At 63.1% G+C, this 25,748-nt stretch carries 7 protein-coding genes; 4 read left to right on the plus strand and 3 right to left on the minus strand.

Features of this window, described 5'->3' with window-relative positions; translation table 11 throughout:
* Nucleotides 1-6: 6 nt before the first annotated feature.
* The 3 genes from CA951_RS03625 to CA951_RS03635 form a co-directional block, all read right to left on the minus strand.
* The gene (locus CA951_RS03625) at nucleotides 7-7,785 is read right to left on the minus strand and encodes a SpvB/TcaC N-terminal domain-containing protein (protein ID WP_143543013.1); all 7,779 of its coding nucleotides are present in this window, start codon (nucleotides 7,783-7,785) and stop codon (nucleotides 7-9) included.
* A 248-nt stretch (nucleotides 7,786-8,033) separates the two neighbouring features.
* The gene (locus CA951_RS03630) at nucleotides 8,034-11,333 is read right to left on the minus strand and encodes a toxin (RefSeq protein ID WP_087555564.1); all 3,300 of its coding nucleotides are present in this window, start codon (nucleotides 11,331-11,333) and stop codon (nucleotides 8,034-8,036) included.
* Nucleotides 11,330-18,379, minus strand: coding sequence for a neuraminidase-like domain-containing protein (locus tag CA951_RS03635; RefSeq protein WP_087555565.1), 7,050 nt, complete (start codon nucleotides 18,377-18,379; stop codon nucleotides 11,330-11,332). Before CA951_RS03635 ends, CA951_RS03630 begins: the two co-directional genes overlap by 4 nt.
* 1,973 nt (nucleotides 18,380-20,352) lie before the next feature.
* Here CA951_RS03635 and CA951_RS03645 point away from each other — a divergent pair.
* The 4 genes from CA951_RS03645 (at nucleotide 20,353) to CA951_RS03660 (ending at nucleotide 24,676) form a co-directional block, all read left to right on the plus strand.
* Nucleotides 20,353-22,740, plus strand: a complete 2,388-nt coding sequence (locus tag CA951_RS03645) for a DNA topoisomerase III (protein ID WP_087555566.1) — start codon at nucleotides 20,353-20,355, stop codon at nucleotides 22,738-22,740.
* A 113-nt stretch (nucleotides 22,741-22,853) separates the two neighbouring features.
* Complete coding sequence (locus tag CA951_RS03650) at nucleotides 22,854-23,396, plus strand: hypothetical protein (protein WP_087555567.1); 543 nt, start codon at nucleotides 22,854-22,856, stop codon at nucleotides 23,394-23,396.
* A gap of 56 nt (nucleotides 23,397-23,452) precedes the next feature.
* The gene (locus CA951_RS03655; RefSeq protein WP_143543014.1) at nucleotides 23,453-24,316 is read left to right on the plus strand and encodes a hypothetical protein; all 864 of its coding nucleotides are present in this window, start codon (nucleotides 23,453-23,455) and stop codon (nucleotides 24,314-24,316) included.
* 87 nt (nucleotides 24,317-24,403) lie between these two features.
* The gene (locus tag CA951_RS03660) at nucleotides 24,404-24,676 is read left to right on the plus strand and encodes a helix-turn-helix domain-containing protein (protein ID WP_179220105.1); all 273 of its coding nucleotides are present in this window, start codon (nucleotides 24,404-24,406) and stop codon (nucleotides 24,674-24,676) included.
* The last annotated feature ends 1,072 nt before the right edge of the window (nucleotides 24,677-25,748 follow it).

The following is a 25,748-nucleotide window of genomic DNA, read 5'->3' on the forward strand; positions in this document are numbered from 1 at the left end:
TGCCCCTCACCAATAGGCGCCAATGAATCCGGCAATACCGCCAGCAGCCGCCCCGATCGCCGCAGCCGGCGCTGCTCCGATACCAAAAAACCAGACGCCTACAGCTGCGCCCACGGCAGCACCGACTGCCGCGCCAGCTAGGGCGCCCGACGCGACGCCGGCTGTTCTTCCGTGTTCGGGAGTGACTGCACGTTCCACGATGTCGCCGGTGAGATAGCCGGCGGCACCGCTGATTAACGCGGTGCCAGCTACAGCGGCGGGAGCCGCGACGGCGGTGGCCGCAACCTCTCCCGCCAACCCCGTCGTGATGCCGCTGGCTTGTGCGTAAACTCCGGCCGCCTGAATTCCGATCTCGGCCTCGGCAAATCCGGGAATAACTCCTCTAGCAAGCGTTATCCCTGTGGCACCCGCGAAAGTGGCAGTCGCGCGGAATCGGTTCGTGCCATCGAATGAATAGGTTAGGCTTCGACCGAAGTTGGCGACGCCTTCTCCGAAGCTCCTCGACCGCGATTGTTCGGGCAAGCGGCCCTGAACCTCGGACAGGCGGTTTGTGGCGAAAAGATTTCCAAGCTGGTTGAGCATCCCACGATTGGTAGCTTGCCGCTTGACTTGAGATCCAGTGGCATCCGCAGCTCTGTACGCGTTTCTCAGGCTTGGAAGAACAATGTCTTCGTTTAGATCAATTGGACCGCCGCGTTGTCGCAAAGCAGCTGTCCTTGCATTGTCTCCGGTGTTTGGATCGTTGGTCTTATCAAGAGCCCATGATCGTTCCCCACGCACCGTTGCGTCTCTAGGATAGCTTCGGTCACCGTAATCAGATTCTCCGCTTCGGGGATCTCTCGTTATGTCTCTGAGCTGAGCACCCGGAGCCACATGCTCATTCTCGGTGGTGCGTGTGCTTGCGTCGCCTGGAACGGAATACTCCGCTGGAGGTTGAGCCTGCGCCCGCGGGGTCTTCATCGGTGCTACATGCCCAAGCTCTCCTCTAGGTGGTACGGCTTCGGCTGGCGGCGGAGCCGTAGACCCACCGAAACCGGGAGCCCCTCTGGACCAACTCTCCACTGTCCACGACGGGTGACTAGGGTCGATGTTGGGATGAATGCCATAGTTGGGAGTGCCGCGATATATGATCCCTTCTTGTCTTGCCCACGCTCCGAATTGTTCAGGCGTGGTGACGTTTCGTGGCACGATGAAGTCAGTTTGTTTTCCATCTGGATCTCGAAATCGAATTGGGTTGTTCCTACAGAATTTGTGCACATTGAAACCGTCAGCAAATCCTGCTGGGTCACTGTTTGTCCACCTTCCCAGCCACGGAGCGTAATATCTCGCCCCGAAGTAATAGAGGCCAGTTTCGTCATCCCGTTCCTTGCCGCTGAATCGATACCGCTTCAGACTCAAATCGTTTCCAGGTTTGGCCGAGCGATAAGCCGTCGTGCCGTACGGGTGATATTCCTCGTAGGAGATCGGTTTGCCATGCTCATCGGCCTCCAGAACCGCCGAGCCAAGGTGGTCCGTGTACTGGTAACGAATGAGCGCGACGCCTAGAGGGTTGGCGGGGTCGTCGTTGTCGTCGTCTCGCGTCTTGGTGTCGACCTGCGCGATGTGCGCCATGTTGTCGCTGACGTGGACTGTCGAGCGTTCGAACTTCAGCTCATCGGTATCCCGCCGGCGCCGACGGAAGATCGTGACGGTGCCGAGGAAGATCCGTTCGAGTTTCAGGTTGCCGTTGCGCTCGATCACCTTGCGCAGTCGCTGCCCACCCAGGCCGTAGACGTAATATGCTGTGCCGCCGCCGCCCAGATCCACCCGGCGCAACTGGTCCATGAAGTTCCAGTCCATGACGGCCAGGTGTGGCATGTGGGTCATGTTGCCGTAGGCGTCGTAGTCGTATGTGCCGGTATGAGGGCCTGCGTCTGGATCGCCAGGCAGGCTGGTGGAGGCAAGGCGGTTGGTGAGGTTACCGGGTACGCCCTCAAAAGCGTAGCGGTAGTGACGCGTCCACCCGTCGCCGATACCGGCTTGGGATTGGAAGCGGTGCTTGAGTACCTTGATGTTGCCCAGCCGGTCGTATTGGTATTCCTCGGTGTAGTTGCGCACCGCGCCGACGTTGTTCGGGTGCGGTAGTTGGACGAGATCCAGGTCGGTGTGGGTGCGGACGGCGTCGTTGACACCGCCGGCAAGCTCACGACCGGTGGCGCGGATGAGCTGGTAGATCGCGTCGTATTCGTACAGGTTCTCGGGCTTAACCACTGCATTGTTGAAGTAGTGGGTCTGCTGTGCGCCGTCGCGGATCTGGGCGATGTTGCCGACCGGGTCGTAGCAGTAGTTGAGGTTTTGCAGGGCTTGCGTCTGTGGGTTAACGCCCGATTGGTAGGTCAACAGATTGGTTAGACGGAAGGTTTGGGGGTCGTAGAAGTAGCGGGTGAAGACCTCGTTCCCGTAGTGCGCGAACTGACGCTGACCCTTGGCGTCATACTCTTGGCTTTTCAGGAACTCGATGTAGCTGCCCTGGCCTCGGATCTGCGCATTGAGTGTGGCCAGGAAGTTGGCCTCGTTATAGGTAGGCACGATGATCGTGCCATCGGGCAGCGTGACCCGGGTTGGGCGGTTCAGCGCGTCGTACACGGAACTGGCGTTGAATACTTCAGCGGTCTCCAGCGCCGGGTCGGCGGACGCCAGGATGGCAGCGACATCCGGCTGGCCAGGCAGTACGCTCCAGTCGAGATCGTTCTGGTAGTCCTTGGCCAGTACGCGGTCGACGGACTTCGGGTTGCCCTTGAAGTCCAGCTGCGGCACACGCACCATGCCGGCTTGGTCGAAGGTCAGATGCGCCGTGCCGAGCAGATTGAGCGGCTGCGCATTGGCTCGGGGCAGGCGGTCGCCGTAGACGACGTAGTTGAAGAGGATCTCGGCCTGCCCCGCGTCCTTGACGAAGGTGCCGGCCGGGCGGTGCAGTGTGTCGTACTCCACGCGGAACTGGCGGCCATGTTCGTCCCAGGTCTTGACGAGGGCGCCGAGCATATTTTGAAAGGTCCAGCGGCGGCCTTTCTCGGCGCTGTCACTGACGATGGGAGTTCCGGCCATGCCGACGAAGCCACTGGCGACTTCCCGCTGCTCCTGGTCGAACAGCTTGGAGTAACGCCCCGTCAGGTCGCTCTCCGACCGCACCGCGGCCGTCTTTCCGCCCCCGTAGTCCGACACGGCATAAATGGGCCGCCCGAGGCTGTCGAAGTGGATGATGCCCGGTGTGTCGGCGTGTTTGGCGGCGAGCCATGCGGCGCGGCGTTCCGGGTCGTTCAGCGGTTCAGGGTGCACCGCCGGATCAGGACTACCGCGATCGGCGTACCACGGGCTTTGCTTGATGGTGTCGTTGGCGTCAAAGACCTTTTGCCACCAAGACGTGAACTCGATCTTCGCGAAGGTGCCGTTTGGGAACAGAGTGCGGATGTTGCGTCCGACCGGGTCGTAGTGAAGGACGGGCGTGACGCCGATTTCGCGCAGCACCTTCTCGTCTTCGTAGTCGTGTGTGGTGCTGAAGTAGGGCTCGTACTGCTTGACGGGTTTTCCCTTGTTGTTGAGAACGGTGCGCCCGTTGCCCACCCAGCGCGGATCGGCATCCACTTCAGCTTTGCTGCCATCCGGGTTCACCTGGAACGCCTTACCTGGATGCGCCTGAGCCTTGACCATCGCCAGCCCACCGCTGCCGTTGGAGTAGGCGTAGCTCTCCTGCCAGCGCGGATTGGCGGCGCCGTGCTGCTCGCGCGCGAAGGTGTGAACGTAATTGGGTTTGCGGTTGTTCATCCAATTGAACAACTCATATTCCATCCGCGTCGTCGGGTCGGTCAGCGTGTCGCCATCCGTCGACCCGGCCTTGCCCATGACGGCGGTCTTGACCACCATGCCCAGCTCATCATGTTCGACGGCCGAGCGGTTGCCATTGGGATCGGTCATCAGCACCGGGCCGAGGACGCGATAGTCATTGACGGTGGTGACGACATTCCATGCTGCTTGTTTGATCTCTACCTTTTCGATGAGCAGGACGTGCCGGTCGAAGGTTGCGACCGTTTCCAGACCGAGCGGATCCTTGGCACCGATCGGAAGGTAATAGGTGTCGCGTGGATTCGCCGGATAGACCTCTGTGCCAGAGGGCAACCACCAGTTGTCGTCGCCCGCAAAATGCACATACCCCGCCGCTGTGAATTCGGCATCGCTGACTTTGCCGGCGTAGTGGGCGGCTGTAACACCGGGCGTGAAGGCGAGCTTAAAGCTCTGGTGACCGAGCCCCAGTGAATCCCACTGGGCCAATGGCAAGGGATTCAGCGCGTTGTCGAGGAAGAGCGTGCGGCTTTGGGAGAGCAGACGCTTCTGGGGTGTGACACCGTCCGCGACTACGTCGTAGTCGATCGGATCAGCAGCGGTGATCTTGGCTTTGAGCTCATCGAACTGGAAGAACGCAGTCGCCGGCGCGATGCCGGTGATTTCGTAGTTCCTGAACTCGAAGGGAACGCGCAACCGGTAGGTTGCCACCGGCGCGGTTTGCGTGATGTCGGGCGTGTAGTCCGCCTCGGCGTAGGTGATGTAGCGGTGTTGTTGGTCGCGTCTGACCTCGGTGGGAAGAGAGGCGTCCGCGATCTTGCGGCCATACACGACCGAGCAGGACTTGCGAGCGTTACCGTACTCGTCGAGATCCAGGCCGAAGGAGTGTGAGATGCGAGGATCATTCGGGTTACGTTCGTAGTTGAGCGAGATGGATTCCCGACCTACCGGAAAGAAGACGCCATGCCGCTGGCTGCCACGCGGCTGCAACCAGCGAATCTCGAAATTGTTCTCGGCCACCGTATAGGGGTGTTCTTGTTCCGCAGAACCGTCGTAGCTGTATGTTTCCTGCCGCAACAGCAAACCCTTCAAGGCACGGACGCATTCGCGCAGTTCTCCTGCACTCAGCCCCGCCGGTAGAGGCGGTTCGGGGATGTGCTGCTCCTGCCTGTAGTACTCATGTCGGTACTGATGCAGGATGCGAGGCTGGTCGAGCAATGCCCCGGTGTGGTACCAAGTGCGGGTTGTCACTGGTGGCTGGTTGAGCTCCGGAGCCAGTTCCTGTGCACCTCCCACTGCCTGCACACCCACGACATAGTCCTCAAACGCTTCGGTGTCGAACTGTTCGACCATGCCGAAGCCGCGGAACTCGCGCTCTTCACCGTCGAAGTAGCCGTGGTGGTAGGCGTAGCGAGTGACGAAGCGGTGGCGGCTGATGTGGTCAAAGGTTTCCACTCGCTCGACCACGTGCACAGGGAACGGCAGTCGGGTGATCCACGGTTTGTCGTCGCGCTTGTCCCGTAGGTAGAACTTAGTGGAGGGGGCGTAGTCGACGCGGGTTTCGGCGCCGAGGTTGTTGATGGTCTTGACCAGCAGATGCGGCTTGTTGCCGCCCATTAGGTTGACGTAGCGCATTGGCTGCCGCGCATCGCCCGGCAGAGGCGAGGACCAGACCAGGCAGGCCGTGCCGTTGCCGAGCAGGTCGGTTGGGACGATGCTTGCAAGGTCGTCGACGCCCGGGAACACTTTGAGCAGCTGCGGCTGGCTCCAGCCATTGCCGGACTGGTTGAAGTGCAGGCGCACGCCGTCGCGATGCAGGTAGATGATGTCGGTGGTGCCGCTGCCGTCGATGTCGACCAGGCGGATGCGCTTGTGGTCGAACTGGTCGGGGTTGTCGAACCAGGGCGCGTTGTCCATCGTGATCTTGGCGCCGAACTGACAATAGCCCAGGTTGGGCCAGTAGCAGACTTCGCCGTTGCGGATACGGACGATGTCGGTGAGGCCGTCGCCGGAAAGGTCGGCGAGGTAGATGGACTGGGTACCGTCGGCGAAAACAATTCGGGGTCCCTTCTCCTCGTCAAGCGCTTGCGCGACGCGCCGGGTTGGACCAAAACCTTCTTCGGCCAGCGAGGCATGCCACAGGAAAGCGTCATCTTCGGTGATGAACACATCGGCATGGCCGTCGCCGTCCAGATCGACGAACTTGAGGTTCGGGTCCCTGAAATCGCGGTTCAGGTGCGAGGTGAAGGGGCGGAAGGGCTGCCAGCCTTCGGCCTCGTCGTGCTCGTACAGCCCGGGTATGGGGCCTTCCATCATTACCAGGTCAGGCTGACCATCGCCGGCAAGGTCCATGAATTCGGCGCCGGCGCTCAGGGCGAGGTTTGGCTTGAGGGCAACGGCTTCAAGTGGAGTGAACGTTGCCTTGACGACCTCGCTGCCGTCTGGCTGTTGCTGCGGAATCGGGCCCCAGTTGCGTTTGTAGAACCAGGCGCCGGCCTGTTCGGTGAGGATGCCGGGGATACCTTCGCCGTGCAGATCGGTCCAGCGATATGCGCTGCCGTCGAGGCCGATGGGCAGGTTCTCCAGGCTCACCGGGTCAACCTCTTCGACGACCTCCTGCACGATGGGCACGGTGTATGTGAACTCCACTGGCGGCAGGCTGCGGCGCGTGGTCGAACCGTCTTCCTGCGTCCACCCCGTTTGCACCACCTGCTTCAAGAAGCTGTAGACGGGCCCCGAGGCAATACCCGGGTCGATCTCGTCGTCGTAGGTGAATTCGGTGCTGCGAATCACGCCCCGATAGCCGGGTTGGCCTGCGAGCGCTGGCTTATCGGGTATGTGGTGCAGCATCAGCACCCGCTCACAGCGGCGGCACGTGCGCACCTCGAAACCCGAGCGGTAGCTGGAGAAGGCATCCGGGCGGTAGAGCCAGGGCTTCTCCGGCAGGCCCGTCGGGTCGCCCTCGTCCAACTCCCCGTAGTCGAAACGTACCTCGAACAACCAGTCGGCGTCGGTGTCAGACGGCGGATTGGGCAGATCGCTCAGGTCCCGGGGGCGCCGGCCCTGGGCATCGAGCAGCGGCTTTCGGCTGCCGTACAGCACACGCTGCAAGTACCGTTGCGCGGTGCGGCGCGAATCAGAGGCGGGGCCCCGGTTGAACTGATGGGCCTGCTTGAACGGCTCGGCTTGACCAGGCCGGGGCTGGTATTTGCCGTCCTCCCTCTTATAGAGATAGCGAATGCCGTTGCCTTTGTCATCACGCGATTCGCAGATCAGCCAGGAGAAGATGCGGCTGGCATCGAGCGGGTCGGCAATGCGCGAATTCGGGTCATAGCCATACAGCGTGAGGATGTTGTCCTTGGAGATCGAACGCCAATGGACATCGCCGGGCGAGCCGATCTTGCTCCAGCGCTCGATGCGGGCGAAGGGCCCTTCGATGCGTGGCCGATAACGCCGTACGCGGTAACCGTCGAGTTCGTCTTCGTGCACGACGAGGCGGCCGGATGGATCCCGCACCCAGAAGCCGTCCGCGTCACGCTGAAAACCGTGATGGCCGGCGACCCAGGTACCGTCCGGGTCGTGCCGATAGAGGGGCGCCAGATCTTCCGCACCCGAGAGGGTGAATACATCGGAATCGACAGCGTCGAAATACTGCGGCAGGCCTTTGTCGGTCTTGCGCGTGATCGACGGCAACGACAAGCTCCACCCGAAGCCGAAGGGGCCGTTACCCGAACCGGAGTCGTAGGACAGCGAGAGCTGCGGCCCGAAACCCGAGCGGCCAGGGCTGGTGGCGACGGGTACCGACATCGAGCCGGTGCCGGTGACCGGGTTGGCGGCGAACTTCTCGCCGATGCCGCGGATGGCGCCGCCGCCCTTGGGCAACTGAATCGTTGGGGGCGCGGCGTCAGACCCGGAAGGTGATGACCGACCCTGGTCAGCTGAAGAGTGCTTTGCGTCGTCGGGCTTCACTGGGCACCTCCGCCGACATCACAGACGACGTTCCTTGAGCCGTTCCGGGAGTGCCTATTCCTGCGGGAGGAGGTGAGGGCGTCACACGAATTCCCCGGCGAGCTAGTGGGAGGGAATGTTTTCCCGGCACGGAACCCATATCTAGGAGTCTTGATCCTGCCCAATATGTGGCAGGGCAAACCAGGATCCTCTCGACTTCCTTTGAGAGCAGGCTTGCGGGGAGCGGTGCCCGGTCGACGGTCCATGGTTCAGGCCACCGAGTAGCGGGCCACCAGGAACACTGGGTCGGTGGTGTCGCGGGCTAGCACGGCATTGTCCTCCGGAAGGGCGAGCTCGACCTCTCCTTCGTCGTTGAGCGCTGTGGCCAGGGCATCGAGATCCAGTCCGGCCGGGGCCACCTCCGCCAGCTCGTAACCATCGCGGCGGTACAGCTGCAGCGCCTCGAGAGTCAGGTCCTCCGTCCGCACCAGGTGGGGGAAGTGGTCTTTGCGCAAGCTGAACGTCAGGTCCTCATTGCCGTGGGCGAAGGTGTTCCATTCGTTGGGGAACTCGTGGCGCAGGCTGAACAGCCGGGCCATGCCGGCCGCGCCGGCGGTTTCCAGTAGCTCGGTGACTGCGTCGGTGGACTTCTGCCGGAGCTGAGCGCCGCCGTCGCGGGCGGTGTAGCGCAGGTGCAGCACCACATCGGCGATGCTGTCGTAGTCGAACTGAGCGAGTGGGGGCAGCTCGATCCGCCACGTGCTGATGGCGCCGGCGCCCTCGAATGGCAGGAAGCGGTCGTCGCGCAGGTCGACGTTGTACATGCCGCTGTCGTTGGTGGCGCCGCTGGTGACGATTGACTGGATCGTGCCGTAGGAGTCGACGAACCGCCCATCCTCGCTACCAGTTCTCATATACTCGCCATCGGCCAACACGGGCGACAGCCGGATAGAGCTCCGCAACAGCGACAGCGTGCAGTTGACGGTGGTGTAGGGCCCGGTCACCGCCGGCAGCGTGACGGCGACGTTGCGTAACCGGCGCATGTAGTGGCCGGGGCCGTCGAGGTCGAAGAACCACTCGGGCAGGCTCACTTCGCACGAACCGGTGACCTTGAGACTCAACAATGCCACCGGGTCGAGCTGGCGCAGTGACACGTGCTTGGTGAGCTCCAGCTCACGTTTGTTGTGTTCCTGGAACGCCAGGTCGAGACGTTTGACGTCGAGGTACAAGGCCTCACCGGCGAGCAATCCCCGCCGGCCGCCGTCCCAGTAGTTGAACTTGGTGAACTCGATGGCGTCGAACTCGGGCCGCATCAGCTCGACCTTGGCGGTGCGCTCTGCGCGGCGGGCGTTGTCGAAGGCGAACTTGTAGTACTCGTAGTAGAGCTTCGACAGCTCGCCTTGCAGCCAGGCATACAGCTCCTGGTTGCTGAACTTGCTGCGGAGAATCTCGTCGATCTCCTCGGCCTGATCCAGCATCGTTTTGGCGTCGTCGTAGTCGTGGCGGGTGACCTGCTCGCGGATCAGCGCCCCGATGATCTGGCGGCCTAGGTGCTGCAACTCGCGCGCGTTGACGTTGTGCTGGTTGACCCATTCGATGCCGCGGCGTTCGTGGCTACCGGTCTTGCCGGCACCCTGACCTTTGCTGTCCTCGTTGGCGGCCGCGGTCGTCAACGCGGTGGAGATGATCCGGCCGACGCCGGCGAAGATCGGTCCACCTGCCAGATCGGTTTTACCACCGATGCCCCAGTAGTGGACGTTGAGGCTGAACAGCGGCAGCAGGGCCAAGACACCGTGGATCCCGTCGCTGACCGCAGCCGCAGTGCGCAGGTCGCGGGCCGTGCCGGGATGCTCGTTGAGTTCTTTGTCCTCACTCACAGTCAGATGCAGGTTCGGCGTCCCACTGCTGGCGCCCGATTGGGTCGACGGGCTGGAGGCCTGAGACATACTGGGCGTCGGATAACCCTCTACCGGGATCTCGACGTCGTACTTGGCCACCAGGTCCTCGTAGAGCTCGTCGAAGGTTTCCTCAGTCATCGGCTCGCGGCTCAACTCGGGTACCGCCGGAGTGTCACCGATCTCCAGGCCGAGCAAACGACGGTAGTGCTGGTAACGCTCCAGCGACACGGCATAGCTGCGTCGTAGGTTCTCGGTGGCCGATTCGGCTTCCTTCCATTCCAGGAAACGCACGTCCCGGGTCAGCTGGCGCAAGCTGATCTCATGTTTCTGGCGCAGTCGTGCCAGTGCCTCGCTGTCGTGTTTCTCGACCGCTGACAGCAGGTTGGCACCCATTGCCCGCACCTCGGAACACAGCTCCAAGGCCTTCTGGATCATGACCCGGGCTCGCACCGTGGACATCGGTTGGTTGAGCCCGCTCACCAGGCTAGCGATGTCGATCCCGGCGGCTGCGGCTTTGACCAGCATGCCAGGGTCGATGGGTGGTTCGAACAACGGCAGTTGCCGGACGACACCCTCGATATTCATGCAGTGGCGCAGCTTGAACAGCCGATCACCGACGATGTCCCAGTAGCCCAACAGCTTCTCGTTGGGTGGCACCCGGAAGTACAGAGTGCGAGCCAGCCCGAACAACGGCCCGTTGCCGTCGCTGTCGACTCCCTCAGTCGCCGGGTGGGCCAGGTTGAACGGGAACTTGCCTTCAAGGTCGACCAAGGCGTTGGAGAATGGGTCCAGTCCCGAATTCTTGAGTTGGGCATAGCTCTTCGGCCGGACTACCCCACGTTCAGGGACCTGCTGCGGTCTCCGTCCCAGCAGGTTGGCTGCAAGCACGTAGATCTGGGTGGCTTCGGCTACCGTTTCCGAGGTGTCCTGACGGAAAAGGCTGTCACCCCATGCGATGAGGTTGTCGAGGTACTTCATCACCACGGCGTACTGGTAGGCGACGATGCGGGTACGAGCTACCCGATGGGGCATGAAGGGATGCGCCCTGACGGCCTCGTAGCCAGAGAGGATCAGCTCCTTGGCCTCGATCTCTTCGGACGAGCATTCGTCGACCGGCTTAGCCAACACCTGCAGCAGCACATCGATCGCTGTCGCGTCGAATGGCTGGCGGAACCGCAGGAACTTCCAGTAACGGTCGGGGTCTGGTGTGGTGGTGTCGTTGGTCGTTGGGTCGAAGATGTAGTGGAACCAACGCTGGGACTCCGCAAAGCGTTGGTTTTTGGAGAGGTGCACCGCCACCGTGTACGGGACGTGGAATAGCAACTCCCAGTTGTAGATTGAGTACGGTCCCTTCTCGGACACGTCGATCTGCTTGGGGAAGTAGTCGACGTCGATGGTGGAGTCTGCTTCGTTAGGTGCGTAGGTGGACTTGAAGAAGTGGTCGACCAGGTCGGCGTGGAAATCAACGTCGAGTAGGCCCTGCAACGAACGCCGGTTGAGTGCTTCCACCAGCTCGGCGACGTAGGGGTGGAAATGGTTGTAGAAGGTATAGGTGATCTTGGTTTTCTGCTCGTAGATCGGCTTCACGAACTTCGAGTAGCCGACCTTGGCCTTCGTTACCGCCAGTTCGTGAAAGCCGGCAACCTTCTGGGAGGTGACGATCCCGCTCATTTCGCCCTCCTTCCGGCCACGGAACCTTGGGGACCGAGGATCTTGCCATTGAAGGTGAAGGTGCCCAGCGCCAGGCTGGCGTGGGTGATCGTGGCGCCGACGCCGAGGAACAGGTCGCCGACTTCGGGTTGGACCACCCCGGGGCGGATGCCCCCGTCATAGACCAGAGGTGGTGGTTTGATAAGCGGGCCTTTCGGGTCTTTCCACCACGGTGGCCGTTGCAGGACGATCGGCGGGATTTTCGGTTTGACGATGATCGGCGGAGTGACGATGATTCCCACATCGATGTAGGTCGGAACGCTGACCTGGGTCTCGACTGGGCGGACGTCGAAGACGTGGCGCCGGTCTTGCAGGAAGAACGGAGCCTCGAATTCGTTGGCCAGCTGGTGCCGTGGGGTGATCACCTGGTGTTGCGGGGCCCGCGCGAGCACCTCGTGGACGAAGAACCAGTCTTTGGAGGGCGCAGAGTACGGATCGAAATAGGTGACGCTGAGCTTCTGGTTGGTCGAACTGCCGACGCTGATCTCCCGGTCACGGGTGAGCAGAAAGAAGCCGCTGCCTGCGGACGGGACTGGAAGTTCGACGAATCCTAAGTCGATGGCGGACAGCTCGTCGACGTTGCGCAGAGGCAGGCTGTGGGTGTTGAACAGTTTCCAAGACGGATAATCCGATCCGGGGTAGCCGAGGTTGATGCGCAATCCGTCGGCGTCCTCACGTGAGGCGACTACCAGCTTGGAGCGGTCGAAGCTGCCCGGGTCGAAGGTGCCCAGCGTGACCGGGTGGCTGACATCGGAGGTGCGGGTGGGTTGCCAGGCTCCGTTGTAGCGCTCGGTCCAATACAGGCTGGCCTTGACCGTTACTTTGGTGTCGCCCTTCATACCCCCCACGGTGAGACTGGTGATGAGTGTCTCGGCGCTGGCGCCGCTCACCGGGCTGCCCTGGTGGATCGGCACCTCTTGGGTGATGCCCACCCAGAAAAGGAACAGCCGCCCCCGCCACACCACCGGGATGACCGGGTTGTCCTCGATCTCGGCGCCGACCTTCTCCCAGGCAGTCCAGGCCGAGAACTCCTGCGCCCGGTAGTAGTAACTGCGTTTCGCGCCGGCGGTCCGGGCTACCACGTGGACGATGTCGTCGGCCGGAGTGAGTACCTCGGCTTCCGTGACGTAGATGCCACAGACCTCGAGCCGGGCCACTTCGTCGAGCTTCGTCAGATAGTGGCCCAGAGCGATCGAGGCCGAATCTTCGGTGATGTCGGACTGCAGTAGCTCGCTTTCCAGCTCCCGGAAGAACGGGGATTTGTCGTCACGTAGTTCGGGTTCGAGCCAGTTTTCGGGCCACAAGAACACCTTGCGGTTGGCCTCCCAAACCCGGTAGCGCTTCATCCATTCCCACCAATCCGACTTGATGGATGACGCCGCTATCTGGGGTTCCAGGTTGAGGAGGCACCGCTGGATGAAATGCTGCACGGTTGCGATGCCTTGGCGCACCCGCGATGTGCGCATGCAAGCCGCCATCTGGCAATCGATCAGGAAGTGCTCGTAGAGCTTGTCGGCGGTGTCGATGTGCTTGGTGTCGTCATCTTTGCTCAGCCGGTGCAACACTGTGGCGAGGAGCGCGTCGCGCTGTTGCTCACGGATGGCATCGCTGACCGGTTGGATGACGTCGAGCCAACCGTCGTGCTCGTGACGCGCCCGCAGCGCTTGCTGGAGTTGGATCACGAGGCCGTGGTCGGGATCGTTCGTGGTGACTTCCAGCACCTTGCCGCCGATGCCCAGCTTGTCTGCCACCTCAACGGCCTCGGCCAGGCGCAGCAGCCGGTCGAGGTGGCGGAGGTCGGCCATGGTCCAGCCGAGGTGGGTGAGGAACGTCTCGGTGAAGGCGGGATCCCAGCCGGTGACGACTTCGAGCCGAGTGCGGTCGTCTTGCCCGGGCTCGATGATCGCGCTGGGCTCGTCGAGGATCTGGGCCAGCTCAGCGTTGCGGACCTTGAGGTCGCGGGTGAGCTGGCGGTAGCGCAGCAGCGGCACCAGCGCAGCGAAGACGTCTTGGGCCGTGGCTTCGAGCGTCGGTGCCGTGGTGGGCAGGGCGTTTGTCCAGGCTTCAGCGTTGATTGCCAGATCCGGATCCGTGGCGAAATGAGCCAGTTCCTCGGCGTCGAGCTGCAGGGCATCGCTGATGGCCAACGTCTTCAACAGGCGGATGTATGTGTCCGTGAAGTGCCCGACCAGATCGGCCGGCACCAGCTGAGCCGCAGGGACGGGTTTCTGGGCCAGGCCTTTGCGTTGCCAGGACAGCACCGCCCGCTCGCTGACCTCGCGGGCGACCATTACCAATAGCCGTGGCTCGCCGGCTTTGAGTTCGATCGGTTGCTGGTTGGTCCAGACGCCGGGGCTATCTTCGACCAACGGCACATCCTCGCCGTCGAGGCTCAACCCCACGGCGGCGGACGCGGCGTCAGTTTCGACCAAAACGTTGTAGAGGCCATTGTCGGGCGGTACCAGGTAGGCGCTCCACCGTGCGCTGATCGGCTGGCCGGGGTGGACGCCGTTGGCCGGCAGCTCGGGCCCGCCCTCGGCGGCGGGGCGGAATGCGATGTTCGCCCTGGTTGCCGGCTCGATGATGTCGGGATCGCCGGTCGCGTCGTCGGCGAAGTAGTAGCGGGCCGACACCCCAACGGTTGCGACACCCACCAGGTCGAGGTCAGCGGGCTCACCAGGTTGATCAGTCGCGTGCAACAGTGTCGGGTCCTCCAGCAACAGTCGGGTTGTGGTGGTGTCGGCTTCGAGCCGGGCGGCGCTGAGCTGATGGACCTGCTGGCGTTGCAGCCGCAGCTCGAGGTCGGGGAGGAAGTCGGCCAAGAGGGCGCGGCGACGCTGGTCGACCGGCAAGGTCGAGGCGTCGTAAGTGCCGTACAACGGCTTGAGGTCGGGGTATTGCTCGAAGAACGCCGCGAACTGTGCTTGGGCCAGGTCGTGCAGCTTTCCTACGGCGTTATCGAACGCCGATCCCGTTCCGGGGACTGCCTGTAGGGCGTTGCGCAGTGTCTCGGTCATCAAGCCGCGGAACGACAGCGTCTTGTCAAAGTCGTCGTAGGTCAGCCGCTCGCTGACTCCGGTGATCGCCGGTTCCAGCTCGGCTTCCGGATGGTCGTATCCCACCGCCACGCTGGTGGTCTGCTCCAGCAACCCGAAGAAGGTGCTGGCAGCGTCATCGCCATAGACGAGGGCCATCTTGGCGCGGGCGATCTCACCCGTGGGGTCGTCCTCGACGACGTGCTCGGCCGCGATCCGAGCCAGGTCGGTGCGCACAGCCACGGCGAAGTCGAGGATGTCGGACAGCTTGGGGCCGGCCTTGCCGGTGTGGTCTACGTGCGCGGCGAACCAGCGCAGCTCCAGCAGCGTGAGGTCCGATTCGCGAATGAGCTGGGCCAGTTCCACGAACCGAACGATGTCGGGGTCGGCGGCGTCGATGGCGGTGAAGGGTTTCAGGCCGGACAGCTCGATCAACGCAAACAGTTCGCGGATCGCCAGCTTGAGCTTGCGGGCCAGGTAGCTGTGCCGGAACAGGGCACTGATGTTGGCGAGAGTCAGCTTGGTTTGCTCGCCGAAGCCCAAACGGTCGACGAGCAGGTCCCAGTCGGCGTCGGTGACATTCAGCGCGGCCCGCAGGGCCTCGGCGTGGCCGAGCAGATCGTCGTTCGGTCTCCTGGGGAATCCGCCGAAGCCGTCATCAGCGAACGCATCATCGCGTTGCAGGGTGGCGGGAGAGAGGAACACCTGGCGGTACAGCGCGGTGAAGCCGAAGGTATCCATGTCGGACCAGGTCACCAGCAGCCTTCGCAGCTCCTTCTCTGGCCGCAGATCGAGCAGCTCCAGCACCCGGCGTACCACGCCCAAATCGACCACGGCTTCTGCCAGACCGGCGTCCAGCTTCTCAATCAAGGTGCTGTCATTGTCGCCAGCAGCCGGAAGCTGCGCCGCCGGGTAGAGGGCGACCAGCGCCCGGTCGACCAGGTCGATCGGCCATCCGAGTACCCGCTGTAGGCGCACGAACCGGTTGATTCGCAGTAGCTCGTCGGGACGCAGCCGGTTGGCTGTCATGTCCGGCAGGGCATGACGCAGCTCGAGGAGATCGAAGCGACACAGCTCCTCGCTGCCGGTGGGGTCGGAGATGACGACCAACTCGACGATGTCGTCATAGGACGTGGTTACCCAATCGGCGATGTCGCCGCCGTAGGGTGCGGTGTCGAGACCCTCGGGTAGCAGCGCCGTGAACTCGTCGGGTGTCAGGTCGCCGTCGTGCAACTCCTTGAGCTTGGTGACGTTGACGCCCAGCCGTTCCAGCTTTGGCAGTAGGTCGACCCGGGGGTTGATGAAGCGGGTGCGGGCGAGGTCAAGGACTTCTTCGTAGGTCAGGCCGAGGCCCCGGGACAGTTGGCGGGCGTTGGACCAGCGGTCGATCACGTCATCGTCGCTGGCCGTCGGCGATTCACCGAAGAACATAGCCAGCGAGGGTGTGCTGTCGGTCAGCACGTTGTACGTCTGACGCGACAGCCCGAGTCGCTCGAGGCAGATGTCCCGCCACGCATAGTCGGTGGACGGGGACCCGCCCGGCGTCGCCAGGCCCTCGTGGTGGCGTAGGCGTTCCATGGCCTGGTGCAACGGCACGTCGAACCGCTCGAAGTGGGTCCGCAGCGCCGCCAGCGGCTGATGGAACGGCAGTTCGATCGGGAAGATCTCGCCAAGCAGCTGCTGGTAGGCGGTTCGGTTGACGAACTGTGGGTTGGCCAGTAGGTCCGTGGTAGTGACGTCCTCGTCGACGTTGAAGCCCTCGAAGCCTGCCAGCGCTATGTCGTTGACGACCGCATGTTCGAGAATCTCGTTGACCAGGTCGATGTACGGCAGGGCGACGTTAGTGTTCTCACAGGTCAGCAGTAGGTGCTGCAGATCCGGACGACGTTTCAACAGCACGTCGGCGGGGTTTTCCAGATCGTAACTGGCAGGTAGCTCCACCCCGTTGGCGTTAAACCGTCGTAGGTCCACGAACTGCAACAGGTCGACCAGGTACGCCGCCGGGCTGAGCACACTGCGGCAATGCTCGCAGGCGCAGAAGTCCATCTCGCCGAACAGGGTTTCCAGGGTGGCGGACGCGCCTGACGTCACCTCGGCGGCGATCGCCCGGCGGGAGCCGTCGCCGTCTGCACTGATGGTGGGCTGACCGCCCAGCACGTACGGGGTGGGCACGGTCTTGTCCCACAGGAAACTGGTGGTGACGCTGAGGGTGGCGTGGTGCACCTGTTGGGCCTTGGCGTGGGCCACCCGCGCCACCTGCTTGCCGCCCATCTTCTCGCCGAAGCGGGCCACGAACTGCCGCTCGTCGTATTGCGTCGCGGCGTACGCCGAGTCGATGTTGTCATCGAGCAGGGCGGTCATGACCTGGTTGCTGGGACTGATCTGATAAACGCGCTGCAGTGCCGTGACGGCGGCCAGGGTGTCGGCACTGAGGGCCAGGTCGTGCGCCTGGGCGTAGGCCTCCACCGGGTGGATTCCCAGCTCGAACAGCCCGCGGTGCTCGTCGAGGAACTGGTAGACGTCGTCGCGGACGGCACCGTTGCCGGGCAGGGGCACCGCCTCGGCCCGGATCATCTCAGCGACTACCTGGGTGGGATAACCGAGCTGTAGCTCATTCGACAGCTGCTCGGCGTAGTTGCGTCGACGCTCGGTGATGCCGCGGCCCTCGATCTCGTCGGGCACGTCGATGCCGCTGTCGGGACCCAGCAGCTCATGCCAAGCATCGGGCTGGTAGAAACCGCGCCGGACCAGATCGACCGGCTCTTGTAGCTCACCCCTGGCATGGAGTAGCTGCATGAGTGGGGCGTTGTTGAGGGTGAGGAAGGCGAGCTTCCCGTCCAGCTCGAGTCGCTCCCTGGCGGGACGGCCCAGCTCGTTCTCGATCCCTTCCCAGAATCCGGCCAGGTCGTCGCCGGCGTCGCGACGGAGCTCGGCCACTTTGGCGGCGCGGTCCGTGTTGTCGCCCAACGACACGGCCAGCACGTCTTTCAGGGTGGATGGGCCGGCGGTGAGTGGTCCGGTGAGCAGGTATTCAGCGCCGGCCCTGCGCCAAGCGTCCAAGTTGGTCGGTATGGACTCGGCCAGCTCGGAGGAGATCACCCCGTCGTCAAGAGCGCCTTGCCATACCGCTTGGAGGGTTGCCTGGGGCAGTAGCGACAAAACGTCACGGTTGGCCGGCAGGCCGCTGCGAAAGGCCGCGTAGTACAGCTCGGGGGCTATGCCGGTGTCCTCGCCCATCCGGTTGGCGAGCGACGCCATGGCCACCAGCCGGGCATCCCAGCCGGTCTTGTTGGCTAGGTACGACACGTCTTGGCGGGCGTCGTCTTCCTGCAGCTCGTCGAGCGACCGGTCCGCCCTCCGGAGGTGCGGGATGAGCTCGCCAACGATGCGGGTGTACTCGTCAGGGCGGGGAGCCTTGGCATCGTCGACGACGATGTCAATCGTTTCATCATCGCTGGCGTCGTAGTCGATCTCGGCGCTGGCCAGTGGTCGGTCCTGTTCCTCGGCGTAGACATGGACCCGGAGATCGGCCGCCTGCTTGCCATGCTGAACCAGGAGTTCGGCCGGATACTCAATGATGTAGGTCCCGTCGCTGCTGGTCAGCGCCGCACCGAGGTCGGTTTCACCGGTGAGATCGGTATCGACTGCGACGACACGCAAACCGCCGAGTGGATCCCCGGAGCGGGTGAATACGCGACCGCGGACAATCATGGGCTTATCGCACTCGGCGCGTTCCGCCAGCTCGGCGAGGCGGTTCAACCATTCGGCCGTGACCGCGTCAACGATGCCAGTTGCTTCCAGATTCAGCCGTTCCTGCAACGCTCGTACAGCATCCTCGGTGCGAGGACCGAATCTCGAGGTAGCACGTTCACAATAGGGAATCGCCATGCCGACGCGATCTAACTCGCGATGCAACAGCTTGACATCACGACCTCGTGCCCCCCGCATGAGAACACGACCAGGTAAGCGCATAGGGCCTACCCCCTTTCGCCGAAAGCTGACCCAGCACCTCGGGTCTCAGCAGCAGCAACAGCAAGCCGCCGGGATATGTGGGGGCGAGCGATCGGGATGGCGCTCCTCAGTGGCCGAGCGGGTTTCGAAGTTCTTGTGCCCGACTGACTTCTCGACTCCTGAGCAGTGCTGGTGTAAGGGGCGTCAATCCATGCCCGTACGCGGCCTCAACAAGGGTCTCCTGTGAACGAACCGTCTTCCCTCCGACCCGTCTTCCCTCCGACCGAGTTTGCACGAGTTCTCCGGTCACCTTCTCGCCGTCGCCAATAATGACGCCCAGCACCAGGACAAACGCATGCTGCGCTGAAATACTGTCCGTGGGCTCACCTTCGGTCAATGGGCCCTCGTTGTCTTGATTTAGGCACCAACTCGGTTTGTCACTACCACAAGCATCACGACCGGTCAGTATCGATCATCCTCCACCGAATGCCTGGTGTCACTGGTCATTAGGCTCGCGAATCGCCAGGCGTGCCGATGGCGCACCGTTAGTTGGCTTCGACAGGGTGGCACGAGCCATCGGATTGGATCGGGTCCTGCCAGCGATGCCGATCGCGGCAATCGATCGCCCTTATCAGTACAGCAATACAGTTTGTGATGTCCGTGTTTGTAGTGGCTGCGCGGGCCCCGCGGGCGAGGGCATGTTTCACCGGGCCAGGCAACGCGGCTGAACAGTCGCCGGATCTCGTTGATCGTGAGAGGGACTCGATGGTCCGCCCCGAGGATGTGTCGTAAGGCGGTTCTTCTACACTGCCGGAGCGACGAGAAAGAGGTCGCCACCCACTGCCATGGTCGACGGGGATTTCCCTCTCGCCCTGATCCGAGAAGCCTTCTCGGATCGGCGGGGTGGCGACCTCTTTCTCTGTTCGGAGCCGCTGCCTGGCGGATCTAGACGGCGTATGAGGTGTCGCGGCCGCGTTCGCGGTCGAGCTCCGGTTCCTGCTCGAAGGCGATGTCGCTCTGTTCGTCGGGCCGTTGTTCGACGTTGAGGAGTTCCTTGATGGATCGGGGTGGCTGGACATGGCAGCCTTCATCGCGGGGGCAATGCCTGCCGCCAGGTTCGCGAGTTCCTCGCTGAGCTGGGTCAGGTTGATCGGCGAGAGATTGGCAGCGACGTCATCGTCGCCGGCTACTGGGCCGGCTGCCTGGGCGAGTCCTCGCCCGACGGAGTCGAGCACGCTCTTGGTCTTGTCGATCTTGGAGGGACCCACCGCTAACGGGTGCCAGCTCGGCAGATTCTTTCGTTGCAGTGTCGGGAACGGGTCCGAGCTGCGCTTCGGACAGCTGGGCGAGCTGGTCGTAGGCGGGCAGTCCCCTCGCCGCAACGTATCCCAGTGCGACGGCGGATGCTGCGTCGAAGACGCGGCGGTCGTTCGTCGTCTCGCGCTCGATGCGCTTCAGGTCAGCAGCGGCGATTTCCACGCTCCAGCGGGTCGCTGCACTGCCGGAGATGCCGAGGAGCTCGGCGAGCACGGGTGCGGGCAGGTCCGGCCAGCGCTGCCAACGCGGCGCCGCGGGCGGGTCGCACCGCGATCCCGGCGGTGCGCAGCAGCAGGGCGAGCCGACCGGGATCGAGGTTGGGACGGGGCGACGGCCCGACACTAAACGGCCCCGCTCAACAGGCACTTGAGCACCCCGCGACCAGCGACGAGGAATCCCGAGTGGCCCGTTTCTGCCATACTCCGGCCGACCCCAACCCGACCCCAACTTTCGCCCGAAGTTTCACTAATCCTTTCCCGACAACAAACACGATCCCGGTTGCGGCTGCCTTCGTACGCAGTCGCACACCGGGATTCGTTGTCTGCGGGCCCGTTGCTGCCGACGGCGACCGAGCTCGATTCTGTTATGGTAATAGTTAGTCATATCGCAAATTTGTGGGGGGCTCTCAGACCTCTTACCTGCGATAACGGAAAGAATAAGAAAGATGTGGGGTTAAGTTGGAGAAAGTCGGAATCCTTACTGAGAAGCCCTCGGCAGCCCGCAACTTCGCGGCCGCGCTGGGCGGCATGAGCGGCACGTTCGACGGCACGGAATATGTCATCGTCAATGCGCGAGGCCATCTGCTCGAATTGAAGGACCCTTCGGCGATGGTGCCGGCTGCCCTCGCCGAGCGGTACAAGAGTTGGGAGCTCGAGAATCTTCCGTGGCGCTCCGAGGATTTTCGCTGGGAGCGCGAGATCAGACGCAAGGTCTCGGGCGGGAAACTGGTCACCGACCCGGACGCAAAGAACCTGCTTCGTGAGCTCAAGACGACGTTGTCGGGCTGCGACACGGTGTGCAACGCCGCCGACCTCGACCCGACCGGTGAAGGTTCACTGCTGGGCTGGGAGATTGTGGAGTTCCTCGGCCTGCAGGGCAAGAAGCTCGAGCGCATGGAGTTCCTCGACGAGACTCCGGCCTCGCTGCAGAAGGCGTTCAAGGCGCGCCGGTCGGTGACCTCGATCGAAGCCGAGGGTGACTATCGCAAGGCCGACTTCCGATCGAAGTGGGACCTGCTGTCGATGCAGTTCACGCGGGTCGCGACCAAGGTCTCCGGCGCCAACACCGTGCTGCGCAACGGTCGACTCAAGTCGGCCATGGTCGTGATCGTCGGCGACGGCCTCGACGCGCACAACAGCTACGTCAAGAAGCCGTTCTACGAGAACCGATTCCGTGACGAGAACGGCGTGACCTACGCCGACCCCGAAATCGATCGGTTCGAGAACAAGGCTGATGTCCCCGGCGGTCTGCGCTCGTCCGCGGTGGTCCACGACGGGACGACCCGCAAGAAGACCGCGCCGCCTCGACTGATGGACCTGGCCGGCCTCTCGTCGCTGCTGTCGAAAAAGGGCTTCGGCGCGAAGAAGGTGCTCGAGACGTACCAGAAGATGTACGAGGCCCAGGTGGTCTCGTACCCGCGTACCGAGGACAAGTTCATCTCGCCGGAGCAGTTCAACGAGCTGCTTCCGCTGGTCGACAAGATCGCCGACGTGGTGGGCGTGGACCCGGCGGCGCTAAGCCACCGGAGCCCGCGCAAGAGCCACGTCAAGTCCGGTGGCGCACACGGCGCCAACCGTCCGGGCCCCAACGTTCCCGCCAGCCTGGCCGCAGTGGAGAAGAACTACGGCGAGCTGGGCAGGGAGATCTACGAGCTTCTGGCCAAGAACTACCTGACGATGCTTGCCCCGGACTACGAGTACGACCAGCACCGCGGCCATGTCGAGAAGTATCCGACCTTCGTCGGTTCGCTGAATGTGCCTGCCGTACTCGGATGGAAGGGCGTGTTCGTCGTCGACGATGACGAGGGAGACGAGACCGAACCGGCGTCGGGCGCGACAAGACTCGGCAAGGTCGCGGAACCGTTCGTTCACGAAGGCTTCCCGGCGCGGCCGCCCCATCCGTCGATGAGCTGGTTGATGAAGCAGCTCGAGAAGCGAAGCGTGGGCACCGGCGCCACACGGACCAGTACATACGCCGAGGTCACCAACAACGCCACCGGTAAGGCGCTCATGATCGAGAAGCGCGGAAAGCTCACGCTCAGCTCGCTCGGCGAGCTCAACCACCGCATCCTGCCGGGCACGCACATCGGAGACCTGTCGATCACCGAGCAGGTATTCGAACAGATGGCGCAGATCGAAGCGGGCACGGGTGTGACCCCCGATTTCCTGGCGCTGGTGGTCGACCTGGTGCGTCACGACATCGAGAAGATGAAGCTGAACGCGAGCCGGTTGCCCGCCGAGGTCAAAGATCGAATCGCCAAAGCCGGCGTGACCCGTGCGCCTGTCGAGGCCATCGACTTGCCGCCCGCGCTGCAGTTCACGCACAACGGGACCGTGGTCACCCGCGCGAAACGAGTGTTCGGCGGTCACCGGTTTACCGATGCCGAGGTGACCGCGCTGCTGGCTGGCGAGGTCATCGAGATCACCGCGAAGAGCCCCAAGACCGGCACCGCGTACACCTGCAAGGGCAAGCTCGAGTCCGGAGTGCTGGAGAAGGACGGCAAGCAGTACCCATACGTGAGCTTCAAGCCCCAGTTCGAGGAACGGGCCCCGAGAACCGACCTGGTCACAGGGGTGTGGAAGGGCAAGAAGGTCTCGTTCAAGGGTCGCGGCTGGGGCGCCAACGATCACTGGAAAGGCAAGGATTTCACGGAGCAGGAACTGGCGAAGCTGCTGGCCGGGGAGTCCATCGAGTTCGAGGCAAAGGGTAAGACCGGCAGGCAGTACACGGCCAAGGGCGCGCTGGCGGAGCGAACCCTCAACGGTCGCAAGGTGGTTGGCTTCGCCTTGAAGTTCGACGACGCCAAGCCTGCAGCCGGCGCGAAGAAGCGCAGGGTCGCCAAGTAGTCACCCCACCAACCTCCGGACCGGCCGAGGTCCGGAGGTTGGTTCCGTGATTGAATGATGTCACGAAGACGGATGATCCGACATTCACGAGGCGGAGAGGAAGTTTCACGACTATGACCGCACCGAGCAAGTTCCCTGATCGCGAGTACGTCGAGCTGCCTGAGGACATGCACTACGCGACCGAGTACGGCACCGCGACCCGCTTCAATCGAGCGTGGGCCGGCCACCGCTTCACCGACGAGGAAGTGGCCGAGCTGTGCGGGGGCCGGAGCGTCACCTTCGAGATCCTTCGCGGGGGTGGAACCGAGAAGGTGGTCGGCCGCCTCGAGGGCAAGATGTTCGAGCCCGACGACGATTCCGACCGCGACCCGATCCCGTATGTGGGCTTCACCAAGGTGGTGAACACCGCCACGCACGCCGAGGGGATCTGGGCGCGCACCGGCGAGAAGGTGAGGTTCAAGCGGTCCTTCGGTACCCATACCTTCAGCGACGGCGAGGTGGCCGCGCTGCTGGCCGACGAGTACGTCGGGTTCACCGCGACCTCCAAGAAGGGGGACGAGTACGAGGCCACGGGCAGGCTGGAGCCGCAGAGTTTCGAGACCGGGGACGGCCGGGTCGTACACTTCGTCGGCTTCAAAGCCGATTTCGGAGACTAGGTTCGGGGTGAAGTGAAAGGGGCGGGATAGTGGTCAAGAGCACGTACAAAATTCCGGTGAGCATCGACCGAAGCAGGCTCGATCACAAGATCACACTGCAGGCATTCCAGCTCAAGAGCAGGCCGCTTGCGATCAAGGTCATCCTGTATTGGGTCGGATTCGTGTTCGTCACCGCGTGGGTCGTGCTACAGAGCCCGTTGTCGGCCGCCCCATGGCTCGTACTGGTCCTGTTGGTGATCTGGATGTCGATCACCGCGGCCGTGCTGGGCAAGCAGACCAAGACCGGGGACATGAAGTTCATGCAGCTGCCGGCGCTCCTGGAGTACCTACCTGTGAAGCAACGACGGGTGATGACTCGCCTGGGCTCCAAGCCCTACGGCTTCTTGTCGATCGTCGGGATCAAGGACGTCGAAGCGAGCGGGATTATTCGGTACGTCAACGGCAATGTCGGGCAGCTGTATTCGGTGGTGGGGAGCGCGTCCGCATTGCTGTTCGAGGGGGATCGCAACGCCATTATCCGGCGGGTCGACAACTTCTACCAGAAGATCGACAACGGCACGTCGTGGTGCTATCTGACAACGAAAGAGTCACAGAGGGTCTTCCAGCAGATCGCGGGCATCGAGCATCAGAATCGCGCGCTGCGTCATCGCGACCCCGAGCTGCTGGCGCTCGAGCAGGAGAAGCTCGACGTGCTCGTCAACGATGTCGGTGGCCACTTCAGCTCGCTGCACCAGTACCTGCTGGTTCGCGCACCGGGCATGAAGGAGCTTCAGGCCGCACACCGGCTGCTGAGGGCCGAGCGGGAGAACTCGTCGCTGATGTTCCGACGCTGCGAACTGCTCAACGGCGCCGACGGCCTGGATGTGCTGCGTTCGGTGTATCAGGCCCCGAGTAAGGACAAGCCGGGACTGGCACCGTAGGCCAGACCGTCGAAACATCCAGTGGGACAATGATTGTCCCCCCGACGCAGATCGTTGATGTCGGATGATCCATGTAGGATCATCCGCATGGGAAAACACGCGATCGCCATGGGCCCGGTGGGCCGCCTCGTGGCCACCAACCTGGTGGCTCGACGAGGCGCCCTGGGGATGACCCAGACCCAACTGAGCGAAGCTGTGACCCTGGAAGGTCGCCGACTGGGACGACAGGCCATTACCGAGATCGAAACATGCAGGCGCAGAATCGATGTCGACGATCTCAGCGCCCTGGCTCGAGCTTTGCAGACCACGGTGGCCCACCTGATGGGTGAAGTCAGCGACACCACCGAAGGGGACCGATGAACACCGAGCAAGGGGCCGCGACCCACGCGACCGTGCCGAAGCGGGCGAGCTGCTCGACCGGATCGACGCATTCGACGCCCAACTCGGACACCGATTCCCCGGACTGTTCGACCCTACCGCGACCGTGCTCGACCGTCGGGCAGCAGAAGTCGCCGCCGCACAGTCGGACGACACCTTGAGAAGGGACCCGCCGCCCAGCAGGTGATGGCCGCGCACCTAGGCGCCGAATCCGACTACACCGACACGATCGCGTCGCTCGCCCAACGCGCCATGAGCTGGCATAGCAACGACGACGTCGACCAAAACCCATCGCGAACCTGTGGTCCGAGCTCTCGGTTGTTCGCGTACACCGGCGATCCGCAATTCGACGATCAACTGCAGGCCGAATCAGTCAACGAGCGTGCACACGCCGACCAGAACCAGGGCGCAGGTCGACTTGCTCGACGACAACATGATGCGGAGGAGGCAGGAGAGGTTCCTCCAACTGGACCGTCGCGATCCTGAAGCCGAATCACGAACCGGTCGACGCCTACCCGCCACTTAGGATTCCGCAAGCGGATCGGCACGCAGGACCTGTGTATCCGCATCACCCGCCACGCAGCGAGTCGATGCCGTTCAGGCGCGGCGGATCCTCGGAGACACCCCAGTTCTGTTCACTTCTCGGGAGCGTGCTTGAACGCGGTCACCGCCGTCCATCGCCTTGCCGCAGTTCGTGTCGGGGCCTCCAGCGTCTCTGGTCAAGTCCCTGGGAGATCGGCTGGAACGAGTTGACCACGTCGTCGGTGGATGATATAAAGTTGATCTTGTAGCCGTTTCGCACGGCTTCACCCGAGTCACGTGCGCCCGCATCGCACACGACGTCTGAGGGCAAGGTCCACAGGATCTGCGACATTCATCCAACGCACTTATCGCGCGTGTAGTGGATGCGGGCTGCTGTACGCGCTGACTAGTGGTTGGAGAACCTACGATGACGAAGAATTCTGCGCCTAAGCATGCTGCCCGCGAGCACATGCGCGCGCACCCCGGTGTCGCCTACCGCGATGCCTTGGCGATTGTCACTGCTGAGCACGCC

This window comes from Rhodococcus sp. NCIMB 12038 (assembly GCF_002165735.1).
Classification (GTDB): domain Bacteria; phylum Actinomycetota; class Actinomycetes; order Mycobacteriales; family Mycobacteriaceae; genus Rhodococcus_F.